This is a genomic window from Variovorax sp. LjRoot290, from assembly GCF_964253985.1.
GTDB lineage: Bacteria > Pseudomonadota > Gammaproteobacteria > Burkholderiales > Burkholderiaceae_C > Variovorax.
The window spans coordinates 5,601,982-5,615,817 of record NZ_CAXURW020000001.1 but is presented as its reverse complement, the minus strand read 5'-3'; the positions used below and the strand labels follow the sequence as shown (position 1 = coordinate 5,615,817).

The window sequence follows — 13,836 nt, the reverse complement described above, 5'->3', positions numbered from 1 at the left end:
GTCAGCCGAGGTGCTTGCCCACGATACCCGCGAGCTCGAACATCGTCACCTGGTCCTTGCCGAACACCGGCTTGAGCTTGGCGTCGGCGTTGATGGCCCGCTTGTTGGCCGCATCCTGCAGGCCGTTGGCCTTGATGTAGTCCCACAGCTTCTTGATGACTTCGGTGCGCGCCACGGGTTCCGCGCCGATCACCGCGGCCAGGGCCTCGCTGGGCTTGAGTCCGGCGCCCGGCTTGCGTGGCGCCTTGGGCGCGGCGGCCTTCTTCGCGGGCGCGGCCTTCTTGGCTGCAGGCGTCTTCGTCTTCGCGGCAGCCACCTTTTTTGCGGCCGCGGGCGCCGCCCTGGCAAAGGTCTTGCGCGGCGGGAACTTGCTGTCGCGCGGCGCGAACTCGAAAGTCACCTTGCCTTCGTCCTTGTTCCAGGCGAGGAAGGCCTTGAACGGACGGCGCGTGCGCATCGAGACGAACTTGTCGAGCAGGTCGGTCTTGCCGGTGGCGAGCAGCTTCTCGACCTGGGCGCGCTCCACCGGCTGCTGCAGGATGATCTTGCCGGTCTTGAAGTCGCAGCTCGGCGTCGGCTGCTCGGTCGTCGGCACCGACTTCTCGCAGATGTAGTTGCTGCCGTTCTCGAACACGCGCGCGCCGCACTTCGGGCACGGGCCCAGCGACTGCTGGCCGCTGAAGTCGATGATCTCGCCGCTCTCGGCATTCTTGTCGTCGCCGAAGTCGAACTCGAGCTTCCAGTTCTTCGCCTCCTCGTCGTACTTGAGCACGATCTCCGAGACGAAGGGCCAGCCGGCCTTGGAGCGAAAGCCTTCGAGCGGGCCGATGTGCTTGTCGCGCAGCAGCGCCTCGGCCTCGGCCACTTCGAAGGTGCGGCCGGCCGGTGACTTGCCGAAGGAGAAGCCGCAGGGCTCCTGGCCCAACTTGCCGGTGCAGGCATAGCGGCGGTAGTTCTCCTTCACCACGCCGCCGCAGTTGGGGCACGGCGTCGCCAGTGTCGCGTAGTCGCCGGGCACGGTGTCGCGGTCGTACTCCTTGGCCTTCTTGACGATGTGCTCCGTCATCTCGGCGATCTCGCGCATGAAGGCTTCGCGGCTGAGCTTGCCGTGCTCCATCTGCGCGAGCTTGTGTTCCCATTCGCCGGTGAGCTCGGCCTTGGAGAGTTCTTCCACGCCGAGGCCGCGCAACAGCGTCATGAGCTGGAAGGCCTTGGCGGTCGGAATGAGTTCGCGGCCTTCGCGGTGGATGTACTTCTCGGCCAAGAGCCCTTCGATGATCGCGGCGCGCGTGGCCGGCGTGCCCAGGCCTTTTTCCTGCATCGCCTCGCGCAGCTCGTCGTCGTCGATGGTCTTGCCCGCGCCTTCCATGGCGCCGAGCAGCGTGGCTTCGGAATAGCGCGCGGGCGGACGGGTCTTGAGTCCCTTGGTCTCCACCGATTCGGCGCGCACCATCTCGCCGGGCTTGACCGGCACCAGCCGCTTGCCGTCCTTGTCGTCTTCCTTCTCGTCGTCCTGCGCTTCCTTGCCGTAGATCGCGAGCCAGCCCGGCTTGACCAGCACCTTGCCGTCGGTGCGGAACGGGTACTTCCTGCCGCCCTGCTCCACCGTGCTGATGCGCGTGGTCACCTGGTACTCGGCGCTCGGGAAGAAGACCGAGAGGAAGCGCCGCACCACGAAGTCGTAGAGCCGCTGCTCGGCGTCCGACAGGCCGCTGGGCGCCTGCAGCGTGGGGATGATCGCAAAGTGATCGCTGACCTTGGCGTTGTCGAAGACGCGCTTCGAGGGCTTCACGTAGTTGTCGTCGAGCGCCTGCTTCGCAAAGGGCGCGAGATGCTTCATGCCGCTGTTGGCGAGCATGCCCATGGTCTGCTTGACCACCGGCAGGTAGTCCTCGGGCAGCGCGCGCGAGTCGGTCCGCGGATAGGTCAATGCCTTGTGGCGCTCGTAGAGGCTTTGCGCGAGCGCGAGCGTGGTCTTGGCGCTGAAGCCGAAGCGGCTGTTGGCTTCGCGCTGCAGCGAGGTCAGGTCGAACAAGAGCGGCGAGGCCTGCGTGGTGGGCTTGCTTTCCTCGGTGACGCTGGCGGGCTTGCCGCGCGCGGCCTCGGCGATGGCCGTCGCGTCGCGTTCGTTCCATACGCGATCGGCGCGCTGCTCGGGATCGGGCGCGCCGTCGGGGCCGGGCGGCGGCTTCTTCCAGTTCGGATCGAACCACTTGCCGGGGTACTCGCCCGCCTCGGCGGCAAAGCTGCCGTGCACCTCCCAGTAGTCGCGGCTCACGAACTTGCGGATTTTTTCTTCGCGCTCGACTACCACCGACAGCGTCGGCGTCTGCACGCGGCCGACGGTGGTGAGGAAGAAGCCGCCGTCGCGCGAATTGAACGCGGTCATCGCGCGCGTGCCGTTGATGCCGACCAGCCAGTCGGCCTCGGAGCGCGAACGCGCCGCATCGGCCAGGCCCTGCATCTGCTGCTCGTTGCGCAGCTGGTCGAAGCCGTCGCGAATGGCCTGCGGGGTCATCGACTGCAGCCACAGGCGCTTGACCGGCTTGCCCAGCGGCGCCTTGCCGCCGGCGTACTGTTCGATCAGGCGGAAGATCAACTCGCCCTCGCGGCCCGCGTCGCAGGCGTTGATGAGCTGGGTCACGTCCTTGCGCTTGGCCTGCTTCACCACCGCGTTGAGGCGGGTCTTGGTCTTGTCGACCGGCTTCAGGTCGAAGCGCGGCGGGATCACCGGCAGGTTGGCAAAGCTCCACTTGCCGCGCTTCACGTCGAACTCCTCCGGCGCCTGGATCTCGACCAGGTGGCCCACGGCGCTGGTGACGACGTACTTCTCGTTCTCGAAATGTTCCTCGTGCTTGTCGAACTTGCCGGCCACCGGCGTGAGCGCGCGCACGATGTCCTGGGCCACCGATGGCTTCTCTGCAATTACCAAAGTCTTCATTAACAGTTCCTCGTATTCAGGCCGGCGCCGGGCCGCCAGCGCGGCGAAGTCCGCGCTTCGCACGGACGGGCGGCCTGCCGCCCCCTCGGGGGCAGCGACGACACGCAGTGCGGGAGCGTGGGGGTCACATCTACAATCTGGCGCTTCTCGCGTGCGTACGCGCACGCGCATGCGTACATATTCAAACTAACAGACTTCGGCGATGCCTTCCAAATCCCCTATTTCCGGCGGCCGCCGCATCCAGACTCGGCGCTCCGGCGTTCACGGCAACGGCGTGTTCGCCGTGCAGGACCTCGCCGAGGGCGAGACGCTGATCGAATACAAGGGCGAGCTCATCACCTGGAAGGAGGCCTTGCGCCGCCATCCGCACGACCCGGCGCAGCCGAACCATACCTTCTACTTCCACATCGATGACGGGCGTGTGATCGACGGCGGCGTGAAGGGCAATGCCGCGCGCTGGATCAACCATTCCTGCGAGCCCAACTGCGAGGCCGACGAAACCGACGGCCGGGTCTTCATCAAGGCACTGCGCAACATCGCGGCCGGCGAGGAGCTCAACTACGACTACGGGCTGATCATCGACGAGCCCTACACGAAGAAGCTCAAGGCCGACTTCCCCTGCTGGTGCGGCTCCGAAAGCTGCCGCGGCACCCTGCTGGCGCCCAAGTCCGACGACAAGAAAAAAGACAAGAAGAAAAAGAAGGACAAGAAGAAGGCCAAGAAGAACGGCAAGGACGACAAGCGCTGACCATGGCCGCCCCCTGGTTCGAAGACGAGCTCGCCGCCGCCCTGGCCCCGCTGCTGCCGGGGCTTTCGGTCGAGGTCGTTGCCGAGATCGATTCGACCAGCAGCGAGCTGATGCGGCGCGCCCGCGACGGCCGCTCGTCGCCGGTGCTGCTGGTGGCCGAGCGGCAGACCGCCGGCCGGGGCCGCATGGGGCGCCTCTGGCAGAGCGCACAGCAGCCAGGCGAACCCGCCTCGCTGACCTTCTCGCTCGGCCTGCCGCTCTTGCCCAGGGACTGGTCGGGGCTTTCGCTCGCGGTCGGCGTCAGCGTGGCGGAAAGCCTGGACCCGTCGAAGGCAGGGGGCATTGCGCTCAAGTGGCCCAACGACCTGTGGGTCGAGGACCGCAAGCTCGGCGGCATCCTGATCGAAACCGCCCTGCCCCAGAACGGCACGGCCGAGCGCTACCTGGTGATCGGCATCGGCCTCAACATCGGGCCGCGCGAGGCCGCGGGCCTCAGCACCGCGCCGGCATGGATCCGGCAGTGGCGCCCGCGTGCCACCGCGCCCGAGCTGCTGCGCGAGATCGTGGTGCCGCTGGTGGACGACGTGCTGCTGTTCGGCGAGCGTGGCTTCGTGCCCTTTGCCGAGCGCTTCGCGGCGCGCGACATCCTGCGCGGCCGCGAGGTGCAGCTCAGCGACGGCACCGTGGGCCGCTGCGAGGGCGTGGGCTGGGGCGGCGAGCTCCTGGTCCAGACGGCCTCGGGCATGAAGACGATCACCAGCGCCGAAGTCAGCGTGCGGCCGGTGCAGTAGGCATGTTGCTGCGCGCACTGGTTCTTCTGCTGCTGGTGGCCAATGTGGGCTACTTCGCGTGGACCCGCGGCGGTCTCGCCATGTTCGGCACGACACCGGCGCGCTTCAGCGAGACCGAACCGGAGCGGCTGGCGCAACAGCTGCGGCCGCAGCTGCTGCAGATACGCAAGGACGAGGCGCCTGCTGCGCTGAAGCCTTAGGCGTTGTCGCCCCCGTCGGCGTCGAAGCGCAGGCTGAAGCGCGTGCCCGGTGGGCGCTGGCCCGGATGGGCGTCTTCCAACTGCACCGTCGCATGGTGCTGCCGCGCGATCTCCCGCACGATCGGCAGGCCCAGCCCCGAGCCGTCGGCCTCGTTGCCGAGCACGCGGTAGAAGGGCTCGAACACCAGTTCGCGTTCGTGCTCGGCGATGCCGGGGCCGTTGTCCTCGATCTGCAGCACGATGATGCGGCCGAAGGGATCGCCCAGCACGCGGGCCGTGATCACGCCCGGCCGCTCGGGCACCGAGGGCGTGTAGTTGATGGCGTTGTCGACCAGGTTGCGCACCAGCTCCTTGAGCAGCGTCGGGTTGCCCTCGAGCACGACGCCCGGCGCGCCCGCCTCGGCGCCGTCGTAGCCCAGGTCGATGCGCTTCTCGATCGCACGCGGCACCGCTTCGCGCACCACCTCGATGGCGAGGCGCGCCAGGTCGCAAGGCTGGCGCGCGATGCTGGCGCCGCTGCCCTCCGCGCGCGCCAGCGACAGCAGCTGGTTCACCGTGTGCGTGGCGCGCATGCTCGCGCGGCCGATCTGCTTGAGCGACTGCTTGAGCTCGTTCGCATTGGCGCCCTCGCGCTGCGCCAGGTCGGCCTGCATGCGCAGGCCCGCGAGCGGCGTCTTGAGCTGGTGCGCCGCGTCGGCCAGGAAGCGCTTCTGCGTGCCGATGGAATCGTTGAGCTTGCTCAGCAGGTCGTTGACCGACAGCACCAGCGGCACCACCTCGAGCGGCACCGAGGATTCGTCGAGCGGGCTCAGGTCGCCGGGCCGGCGCTCGCGGATGCGCGCCTCCACCACCGACAGCGGCTTGATGCCGCGCACCAGCGCGAGCCAGATCAGCAGCACCGCGAGCGGCAGGATCGCGAACTGGGGCAGCAGCACGCCGCTGATGATCTCGGCGGCGAGCACCGACTGCTTCTCGCGCGTCTCGGCCATCTGCAGCAGCACCGGGGGTTCGTCGGCCGTGGCGCCCGCCACCCAGAGCGAGGCCACGCGCACCGGCTTGCCGTGCATCTCGCCGTCGCGCAGGTACACGGTGCCCGTCACCGGCGGCTCGTCGGTATGGGGAAAAGGGACATCGCGCTCGCCGCTCAGCAGCTCGCCATGCCCGTCCAGCACCTGGTAGTACACGCGGTCGGCGTCGTCGCCGCGCAGGATCTCCCGCGCCGCCTGCGGCAGCACGAACTGCGCCGCGTCCTGCTGCAGGTTCACCAGCTTCGCCAGCGTGCGGAGGTTGTGTTGCAGTTCGCGGTCGAAGGGCGCGTTGGCGATGCCCTGCGCGACCAGCCAGGTGACGCCGATGCTGACCGGCACCAGCAGCAGCAGCGGCGTGAGCATCCAATCGAGGATCTCGCCGAAAAGGGAGCGCTGTGCGCGCTGGAAGAGCTTCACCGAAGGCTCAGGGGAATCACGGGATCTTCTCGAGGCAGTAGCCGAGGCCGCGCACGGTGGCGATGTGGATCGGGCCCTTCTCGATCTTCTTGCGCAGCCGATGGATGTAGACCTCGATCGCGTTGAGGCTCACTTCCTCGCCCCATTCGCACAGCCGCTCGACCAACTGGTCCTTGCTCACCAGCCGGCCGGCGCGCTGCAGCAGCACCTCGAGCAGGCCGAGTTCGCGCGCCGAGAGCTCGATCATCTTGCCGTCGATGGTCGCCACGCGGCCGGCCTGGTCGTAGACCAGCGGGCCGTGCTTGATCGCATTGCTGGTGGCGCCCATGCCGCGCCGCGTGAGCGCGCGCACGCGCGCCTCGAGTTCCTGCAGCGAGAAGGGCTTGGCCATGTAGTCGTCGGCGCCGTAGTCCAGGCCCTTGACGCGTTCCTCGACGCTGTCGGCCGCCGTCAGCACCAGCACCGGCAGCTGCGAGCCGCGGGCGCGCAGCCGCTTCAAGATTTCGAGGCCGTGCATGTTGGGCAGGCCGAGGTCGAGGATCAGCAGATCGAATTCGCTGTTGGTCATCAGCGCGGCATCGGCCTGCGAACCGGTCGCCACATGGTCGACGGCCGAACCCGAGGTGCGCAGACTGCGCAGCAGGGCATCCGCCAGCACCTGGTCGTCTTCCGCAATCAGTATTCGCATGGCGTGTCTCCAGACGCTGGGATTCTAGGCCGCGGCATAGGCTTCGAGACCGATGGTTACCACGGTGGCGATCTCGTCGCCGACGCTGGCGCGGAACTCTTTTTCTGCCTGCGCCACGGCATGGCGGAAGGCTTCCAGCCAGGCGAGGCCGTCGGCCGTGAACAGCACGCGCCGCGCGCGCGCATCGAGCGGGTCGGGGCCGCGCGTCACCAGGCCCCAGGCCTCGCACTGGTCGACCAGCGTGCCCATGGCCTGCTTGGTCATGCCGGCGCGCTCGGCGAGTTCGGTCAGGCGCGAGCCTTCGCGCGACAGATGGCGCGTGATGTGGATGTGCGCCGCGCTCACCTGCGCGCGCGCCGCGAGGTTCGACAGCGCCAGCGGCACGTCGGCATCGTGCGCCATCAGCGCCAGCACGCGCTCGTCGAAGCGGCGCATGGCATGGCCCAGCAGGCGGCCCAGGTGGGTTTGACGCCAAGCGTCGGGGTCGATCGGAAATGCAGGGTCCGTCACGGCTCATCGATAGTAAAGCAAACTGACTAAAAAATGGGTTTACTCGAATCCATCAACCCCTACACTACTGTTCAAGCATCCAGCCTGTGATTAAAAGCAGATTGAATGAACCCAACACAACCCGTTGATATTCAAGGAGATTTCCACATGGACGCACTCGTCAAAGGCACCAGCATCTCGGTCGCAGGCAGCGAAAAGGCCAAGGCCCTGCAGGCCGCGCTGGCCCAGATCGAAAAGCAGTTCGGCAAGGGCACGATCATGCGGCTGGGCGAGGGCGAGGCGCTGGAAGACATCCAGGTGGTCTCCACCGGCTCGCTCGGCCTCGACATCGCGCTCGGCGTCGGCGGCTTGCCACGCGGCCGCGTGATCGAGATCTACGGTCCGGAATCCTCGGGCAAGACCACGCTCACGCTGCAGGTCATCGCCGAGATGCAGCGCCAGGCCGGCACCTGCGCCTTCGTCGATGCCGAGCACGCGCTCGACGTGCAGTACGCGCAGAAGCTCGGCGTCAACCTGTCGGACCTGCTGATCAGCCAGCCCGACACCGGCGAGCAGGCGCTGGAAATCGTCGATTCGCTGGTGCGCTCCGGCGCGGTCGACCTGATCGTGATCGACTCGGTCGCCGCGCTCACGCCCAAGGCCGAAATCGAAGGCGAAATGGGCGACTCGCTGCCCGGCCTGCAGGCCCGCCTGATGAGCCAGGCGCTGCGCAAGCTCACCGCCACCATCAAGAAGACCAACTGCATGGTCATCTTCATCAACCAGATCCGCATGAAGATCGGCGTGATGTTCGGCTCGCCCGAAACCACCACCGGCGGCAATGCGCTGAAGTTCTACGCCTCGGTGCGCCTGGACATCCGCCGCATCGGCACCATCAAGAAGGGCGACGAGGCGATCGGCAACGAGACCAAGGTCAAGGTGGTGAAGAACAAGGTTTCACCGCCCTTCAAGACGGCCGAGTTCGACATCCTGTTCGGCGAGGGCATCAGCCGCGAGGGCGAAATCATCGACATGGGCGTGAACGCCAAGATCGTCGACAAGTCGGGCGCCTGGTATGCCTACAACGGCGAGAAGATCGGACAGGGCCGCGACAACGCGCGCGAGTTCCTGCGCGAGAACCCGGCGCTCTCGCGCGAGATCGAGAACAAGGTGCGCGAATCGCTGGGCATTCCGCTTCTGGCCGAAGCGGCAGACGTCACGCCCGCCGAGAAGTAAGCCTCGTGCAATGGCTTTCAGCGCTCCTTCTCTCAAAGGCCGCGCCCTGCGTCTCCTGAGCCAGCGCGAGCATTCGCGCAGCGAGCTCGAACGCAAGCTGGCCAGGTACGAAGAAGAGCCCGGCACGCTGGCGCGTGCGCTCGACGAGCTGGCCGCCAAAGACTTCATCAGCGAGGCGAGGGTGGTGCAGTCGGTGCTGCACCAGCGCGCGGCACGGCACGGCGCCGCGCGCGTGCGCCAGGAGCTGCTGCACAAGGGCGTTGCGCCCGAAGCCGTGGCCGAGGCGCTCGCAAGCCTCTCGGGCAGCGAGTTCGACCGTGCGCTCGAAGTGTGGCGGCAGCGCTTCGGCACGCTGCCGCATGACGCGGCGGAGCGCGCGAAGCAGACGCGCTTTCTGCTGGCGCGTGGATTTGCCGGCGCCGTCGTGGCAAACGTCTTGCGGTACGACCCTAACGAGTGAGGGTCAGCCGCGAAATGCAGCTGCGCGGGCTTACAGCCCCAGCATCAGCTTGAGGTTCTGCACCGCGGCGCCGCTGGCGCCCTTGCCCAGGTTGTCCAGCCGCGCGATGACGACGGCATGGCGGTGGTCCTCGTTCGGGAACACGCGGATCTCGAGCTCGTTGGTGTCGTTGAGCGCGAGGGCGTCGATCTTGCCGTCCTCGGTGGGCGGCAGCACCTTCACGAACTTTTCGGGCGTGTTGCTCTTCGCGTAGTGCGCGGCCAGCGCCTCCTGCAGGTCGCCCGCCTTGGGCCGGCCGGGCAGCTCGTCCAGGTGCAGCGGCAGCTGCACCAGCATGCCTTGCTTGAAATTGCCGACCGAGGGGATGAACACCGGCCGGCGCGTGAGGCCGGTGTACTTCATGATCTCGGGGATGTGCTTGTGCTTGAGGCCCAGCGCGTAGGTCTCGAACAGCGGTGCCTTTCCGCCCTCGTAGGCCTCGATCATGGTGCGGCCGCCGCCCGAGTAGCCGCTGACGGAGGGCAGGGCGATCGCATGGTCGGCCGGCAGCAGGCCGGCATCGACCAGCGGGCGGACGATCGCGATCGCGCCGGTCGCGTAGCAGCCGGGGTTGGCCACGCGCTCGGCCTTGGCCACGGCCTCCTTCTGGCCGGCCACCAGTTCGGGGAAGCCGAACACCCAGCCTGCGGCGGTGCGGTGCGCGGTCGAGGCGTCGATGATCTTGGGGCGGCGGCCCTGGCCTTCGAGCTGGTCGATGAGCGCCACCGACTCGCGCGCGGCATCGTCGTGCAGGCAGAGCACCACCAGGTCGACGCCGGCCATCAGCTCGCGCTTGGCGGCCACGTCCTTTCGCAGCTCCGGCGCGATGCTCACGAGTTCGATCTGCGGCATCTTCTGAAGCCGCTCGCGAATCTGGAGGCCGGTGGTGCCGGCTTCGCCGTCGATGAAGACCTTGGGCATGGTGGAAGCCTCGGATTGCCTGGGAAGTCGCGTAAGAAGAAATTACGTATTGGCCGCAGCCACGGCGGGCCGTTGGTGCGGCGCACCATGATACAGTCGCCTGCTGTCCGCCGCCCGATTCCCCAATCGCCGTGGCCCGCGGACAACAGCCAAATTCTCCCGTTCTCAACCTCGTTCCGAGAGACACCCTCATGAAGATTCACGAGTACCAAGGCAAGGAAATTCTTGCCAAGTTCGGCGTGCCTGTGCCGCGAGGCATTCCGGCATACACGGTGCAGGAGGCGGTCGAAGCCGCCCAGAAACTCGGCGGCCCCGTGTGGGTGGTCAAGGCCCAGATCCACGCGGGCGGCCGCGGCAAGGGCGGCGGCGTGAAGGTCGCCAAGAGCATCGACGACGTCAAGAAGCTCGCCGGCGACATCCTCGGCATGCAGCTCAAGACCCACCAGACCGGCCCCGAAGGCCAGAAGGTTCGCCGCCTCTACATCGAGGACGGCGCCGACATCCAGAAGGAATACTACGTCTCGGCCGTCACCGACCGCGCGACGCAGAAGGTGGCCTTCATCGCTTCCAGCGAAGGCGGCATGGACATCGAGGAAGTCGCGCATTCGTCGCCCGAAAAGATCATCACCGTCTTCGCCGACCCCAAGGACGGACTGACCGACGCACAGGCCAAGCAGATCGCCGACGGCATCGGCATCCCGGCCGATTCCACCGCGCAAGCCGTGGACATCTTCAAGAAGCTCTACACCTGCTACATGGAGACGGATGCCTCGCTGGTCGAGATCAACCCGCTCAACCGTGACAGCAAGGGCAACATCATCGCCCTGGACGCCAAGTTCAACTTCGACAGCAACGCGCTGTTCCGCCACCCCGATATCGTGGCCCTGCGCGACCTCGACGAAGAAGATGCGGCCGAAGTCGAAGCCTCGAAGTTCGACCTCGCCTACATCTCGCTGGACGGCAACATCGGCTGCCTGGTGAACGGCGCCGGCCTCGCGATGGCGACCATGGACACCATCAAGCTGTTCGGCGGCGAGCCGGCCAACTTCCTCGACGTGGGCGGCGGCGCCACCCCCGAGAAGGTGACCGAAGCCTTCAAGATCATGCTGAAGAACAAGAACGTCGAGGCCATCCTCGTCAACATCTTCGGCGGCATCATGAAGTGCGACACCATCGCCACCGGCGTGATCGCAGCCTGCAAGGCCGTGAATCTGCAAGTGCCGCTGGTGGTGCGCATGAAGGGCACCAACGAGGTCGAGGGCAAGAAGCTGCTGGCCGATTCGGGCCTGCCCATCATCAGCGCAGACACCATGGCGGAAGCGGCCCAGAAGGTCGTGGCAGCAGTGAAGAAAGCCTAAGGAAACGCCATGTCGATCTACATCAACAAAGACACCAAAGTCATCACCCAGGGCATCACCGGCAAGACCGGTCAGTTCCACACCGAGAAGTGCCAGGAATACGCGAACGGCAAGAACTGCTTCGTGGCCGGCGTGAACCCGAAGAAGGCCGGCGAGTCGATCTTCAACATCCCGATCTTCGGCTCGGTGAAGGAAGCTGCGACGCAAACCGGCGCCACCGTGTCGGTGATCTACGTGCCGCCGGCCGGCGCTGCCGCCGCGATTTGGGAAGCCGTCGAGGCCGACCTCGACATGGCGATCTGCATCACCGAAGGCATCCCTGTGCGCGACATGCTCGAAGTGCGCAACAAGATGAAGGCCAAGGTCGCCGCGGGCGGCAAAGAGACGCTGCTGCTGGGCCCGAACTGCCCTGGCCTGATCACGCCCGACGAGATCAAGATCGGCATCATGCCCGGCCACATCCACAAGAAGGGCCGCATCGGCGTGGTCAGCCGCTCCGGCACGCTGACCTATGAAGCCGTGGCGCAGCTCACCGAGATCGGCCTCGGCCAGTCGAGCGCTGTCGGCATCGGCGGCGACCCGATCAACGGGCTGAAGCACATCGACGTGATGAAGGCCTTCAACGACGACCCCGACACCGACGCCGTCATCATGATCGGCGAGATCGGCGGCCCCGACGAAGCCGACGCGGCGCGCTGGTGCAAGGACCACATGAAGAAGCCGATCGTCGGCTTCATCGCCGGCGTGACGGCCCCTCCGGGCAAGCGCATGGGCCACGCAGGCGCCTTGATTTCAGGCGGCGCCGACACGGCGGATGCCAAGCTCGCCATCATGGAAGAGTGCGGTTTCACGGTCACACGAAACTTCTCGGAGCTGGCCAAGCGCCTCAAGGCGCTGCTCTAAAACTTCCGCGTTCCTCGACCACACAAGAACAAAAGCGCTCGCAATTCACGTTGCGGGCGCTTTTTCAATACATAACAGTGGATATGAGACATGGATTATTTGCAAACTGCCGATTTCTGGATCGGGCTCGTCAAAATTGTCTGGATCAACATCATTCTTTCGGGAGACAACGCGGTGGTGATCGCGATGGCTGCCCGTTCGCTGCCGCCGCAGCAGCAGCAGAAGGCCGTGCTGTTCGGCTCGGGCGCGGCCGTGGTGCTGCGCATCGCGCTCACCGTGGTTGCTGCCAAGCTGCTGGCGCTGCCCTACCTGCAGATCCTCGGCGGCGCGCTGCTGCTGTGGATCGGCGTGCAGCTGCTCGGCGATGAGGAAAACGACAACGGCGAGGAAAAGGAATACGGCAGCATGCTCGCCGCGGTGCGGACCATCCTGCTGGCCGACCTGGTCATGAGCCTGGACAACGTGATCGCGGTCGCCGCCGCGGCGCAGGGCAGCATGGTGCTGCTGGTGCTGGGCTTGGCCATCAGCATCCCGTTGGTAATTTTCGGCAGTACCCTCATGATCAAGCTCATGGAACGTTTCCCGATCATCATCATGCTGGGCGCCGCGCTGATCGGCTGGGTCGGCGGCGAGACCATCGTGAGCGACGTCGCCTTGCGCGGCGCCCTGGCGGCCAACCCCTGGTTGCACTATGTAGGCGCCGCGGCCGGCGCATTCTTCGTCGTCGCTGTCGGCCGCTGGCAGCAAAGGCGCGCGGCCGCCGCCGCGCACTGAGCGAGCGGCCCCTCTCAACCACACTGATTCATGGCGAACCTGGGCGTATCCGCTTCTCCTGACACCGGCTCGCTGACCTGGGACTTCGCCGCGCTCACCGACCCTGGCCGGGTGCGCGCCAACAACGAAGACACGATCGCCTTCGACGCCTCGCTGGGCCTGGTTCTCCTGGCCGACGGCATGGGCGGCTACAACGGCGGCGAGGTGGCCAGCGGCATGGCCATCGCCTTGCTGCAAGCCAGTTTCGGCCGCTGGCTGGCCCACGCCGGGCCGACCGCCAACCCGCGGGCCGTGCGCCGCGCGCTGCAGGCCGGTACCGACGAGGCCAACGCGGCCATCCTCGAAGCCGGCGTCGCGAACATGCAGCTGCAGGGCATGGGCACCACGCTCGTGCTGGCCGCCTTCGGGTCCAAGCGCGCGATCGTCGGCCACATCGGCGACTCGCGCTGCTACCGGCTGCGCAACGAAAAGCTCGAACAGCTCACGCGCGACCATTCGCTGCTGCAGGAGCAGCTCGACGCTGGAGCGATCACGCCCGAGCAGGCCATCCAGTCGCCGCACCGCAACCTGGTGACGCGGGCGCTCGGCATCGAACGCCATGTCGAACTCGAAATGCACGAGCACAACGTGAAACCCGGGGACCTTTTCCTGCTATGTTCCGATGGGCTGAGCGAGATGGTCCCCGACGCGCAGCTTTTCACGCTTTTGTTACAAGATATCGGCCTTTCGGAGAAAGCAACACTTTTGGTTTCAACTGCGAATGACAATGGGGGCAGGGACAACATTTCGGTTGTCCTCGCCCGGGCAGGCTCAGGTGAAGCGCTCGAGGCATCCGGATAGCCC

The 13,836-nt window shown here is 66.6% G+C and carries 14 protein-coding genes; 9 read left to right on the top strand and 5 right to left on the bottom strand.

Going from position 1 to position 13,836, the window contains the following annotated elements; translation table 11 throughout:
* Window position 1 precedes the first annotated feature (1 nt).
* Complete coding sequence (locus ACSQ9A_RS27685) at window positions 2–2,941, bottom strand: DNA topoisomerase III (protein WP_436306048.1); 2,940 nt, start codon at window positions 2,939–2,941, stop codon at window positions 2–4.
* 202 nt (window positions 2,942–3,143) lie between these two features.
* Here ACSQ9A_RS27685 and ACSQ9A_RS27680 point away from each other — a divergent pair, with 202 nt between their 5' ends.
* The 3 genes from ACSQ9A_RS27680 to ACSQ9A_RS27670 are packed head-to-tail and all read left to right on the top strand — an operon-like array spanning window position 3,144 to window position 4,680.
* Window positions 3,144–3,689: an SET domain-containing protein gene (locus tag ACSQ9A_RS27680; RefSeq protein ID WP_436306047.1), complete on the top strand. Its 546-nt coding sequence runs from the start codon at window positions 3,144–3,146 to the stop codon at window positions 3,687–3,689.
* Window positions 3,690–3,691: 2 nt separating this feature from the next.
* Entirely contained in the window at window positions 3,692–4,480 is a 789-nt protein-coding gene (locus ACSQ9A_RS27675; protein ID WP_436306046.1) for a biotin--[acetyl-CoA-carboxylase] ligase, read from the top strand.
* Between the two features lie 2 nt (window positions 4,481–4,482).
* On the top strand, window positions 4,483–4,680 hold the full coding sequence (locus tag ACSQ9A_RS27670) for a sporulation protein (protein WP_093108540.1): 198 nt from the start codon (window positions 4,483–4,485) through the stop codon (window positions 4,678–4,680).
* On the opposite strand, the gene ACSQ9A_RS27665 is transcribed toward ACSQ9A_RS27670, so the two are convergent.
* From ACSQ9A_RS27665 to ACSQ9A_RS27655, 3 genes are read right to left on the bottom strand one after another with little or no spacing between them, the layout of a single operon-like run.
* Window positions 4,677–6,125 (bottom strand): sensor histidine kinase N-terminal domain-containing protein, encoded by a 1,449-nt coding sequence (locus tag ACSQ9A_RS27665; RefSeq protein WP_436306045.1) that lies wholly within the window; start codon window positions 6,123–6,125, stop codon window positions 4,677–4,679. The genes ACSQ9A_RS27670 and ACSQ9A_RS27665 overlap by 4 nt on opposite strands.
* Before the next feature lie 16 nt (window positions 6,126–6,141).
* Complete coding sequence (locus ACSQ9A_RS27660; RefSeq protein ID WP_086920396.1) at window positions 6,142–6,813, bottom strand: response regulator; 672 nt, start codon at window positions 6,811–6,813, stop codon at window positions 6,142–6,144.
* Window positions 6,814–6,837: 24 nt separating this feature from the next.
* Entirely contained in the window at window positions 6,838–7,323 is a 486-nt protein-coding gene (locus tag ACSQ9A_RS27655) for a MarR family winged helix-turn-helix transcriptional regulator (RefSeq protein WP_436306044.1), read from the bottom strand.
* Between the two features lie 147 nt (window positions 7,324–7,470).
* On the opposite strand from ACSQ9A_RS27655, the gene recA reads away from it, so the two are divergent.
* Both recA and recX read left to right on the top strand, forming a co-directional pair.
* Window positions 7,471–8,538: a recombinase RecA gene (recA, locus tag ACSQ9A_RS27650; RefSeq protein WP_436306043.1), complete on the top strand. Its 1,068-nt coding sequence runs from the start codon at window positions 7,471–7,473 to the stop codon at window positions 8,536–8,538.
* A 10-nt stretch (window positions 8,539–8,548) separates the two neighbouring features.
* Window positions 8,549–8,998, top strand: coding sequence for a recombination regulator RecX (gene recX / locus ACSQ9A_RS27645; RefSeq protein WP_436306042.1), 450 nt, complete (start codon window positions 8,549–8,551; stop codon window positions 8,996–8,998).
* 30 nt (window positions 8,999–9,028) lie between these two features.
* Here the strand turns inward: recX and argC are convergent, their stop codons facing one another.
* Window positions 9,029–9,958: an N-acetyl-gamma-glutamyl-phosphate reductase gene (gene argC, locus ACSQ9A_RS27640; protein ID WP_436306041.1), complete on the bottom strand. Its 930-nt coding sequence runs from the start codon at window positions 9,956–9,958 to the stop codon at window positions 9,029–9,031.
* 191 nt (window positions 9,959–10,149) lie between these two features.
* Here argC and sucC point away from each other — a divergent pair, with 191 nt between their 5' ends.
* The 4 genes from sucC (at window position 10,150) to ACSQ9A_RS27620 (ending at window position 13,833) form a co-directional block, all read left to right on the top strand.
* Complete coding sequence (sucC, locus tag ACSQ9A_RS27635; protein ID WP_214694938.1) at window positions 10,150–11,316, top strand: ADP-forming succinate--CoA ligase subunit beta; 1,167 nt, start codon at window positions 10,150–10,152, stop codon at window positions 11,314–11,316.
* 9 nt (window positions 11,317–11,325) lie between these two features.
* Window positions 11,326–12,219, top strand: coding sequence for a succinate--CoA ligase subunit alpha (gene sucD, locus ACSQ9A_RS27630; protein WP_214694940.1), 894 nt, complete (start codon window positions 11,326–11,328; stop codon window positions 12,217–12,219).
* Window positions 12,220–12,309: 90 nt separating this feature from the next.
* Window positions 12,310–12,993: a TerC family protein gene (locus ACSQ9A_RS27625; RefSeq protein ID WP_436306040.1), complete on the top strand. Its 684-nt coding sequence runs from the start codon at window positions 12,310–12,312 to the stop codon at window positions 12,991–12,993.
* Window positions 12,994–13,023: 30 nt separating this feature from the next.
* Complete coding sequence (locus ACSQ9A_RS27620; RefSeq protein WP_436306039.1) at window positions 13,024–13,833, top strand: Stp1/IreP family PP2C-type Ser/Thr phosphatase; 810 nt, start codon at window positions 13,024–13,026, stop codon at window positions 13,831–13,833.
* Window positions 13,834–13,836 lie beyond the last annotated feature (3 nt).

Coding starts and splice junctions, on each gene's coding strand:
- ACSQ9A_RS27670 (WP_093108540.1), top strand. CDS start 4,483: ATGTTGCTGCGCGCACTGGTTCTTCTGCTGCTGGTGGCCAATGTGGGC.
- ACSQ9A_RS27660 (WP_086920396.1), bottom strand. CDS start 6,813: ATGCGAATACTGATTGCGGAAGACGACCAGGTGCTGGCGGATGCCCTG.
- ACSQ9A_RS27625 (WP_436306040.1), top strand. CDS start 12,310: ATGGATTATTTGCAAACTGCCGATTTCTGGATCGGGCTCGTCAAAATT.
- ACSQ9A_RS27685 (WP_436306048.1), bottom strand. CDS start 2,941: ATGAAGACTTTGGTAATTGCAGAGAAGCCATCGGTGGCCCAGGACATC.
- argC (WP_436306041.1), bottom strand. CDS start 9,958: ATGCCCAAGGTCTTCATCGACGGCGAAGCCGGCACCACCGGCCTCCAG.
- ACSQ9A_RS27680 (WP_436306047.1), top strand. CDS start 3,144: ATGCCTTCCAAATCCCCTATTTCCGGCGGCCGCCGCATCCAGACTCGG.
- ACSQ9A_RS27620 (WP_436306039.1), top strand. CDS start 13,024: ATGGCGAACCTGGGCGTATCCGCTTCTCCTGACACCGGCTCGCTGACC.
- sucD (WP_214694940.1), top strand. CDS start 11,326: ATGTCGATCTACATCAACAAAGACACCAAAGTCATCACCCAGGGCATC.
- ACSQ9A_RS27675 (WP_436306046.1), top strand. CDS start 3,692: ATGGCCGCCCCCTGGTTCGAAGACGAGCTCGCCGCCGCCCTGGCCCCG.
- recA (WP_436306043.1), top strand. CDS start 7,471: ATGGACGCACTCGTCAAAGGCACCAGCATCTCGGTCGCAGGCAGCGAA.
- recX (WP_436306042.1), top strand. CDS start 8,549: ATGGCTTTCAGCGCTCCTTCTCTCAAAGGCCGCGCCCTGCGTCTCCTG.
- sucC (WP_214694938.1), top strand. CDS start 10,150: ATGAAGATTCACGAGTACCAAGGCAAGGAAATTCTTGCCAAGTTCGGC.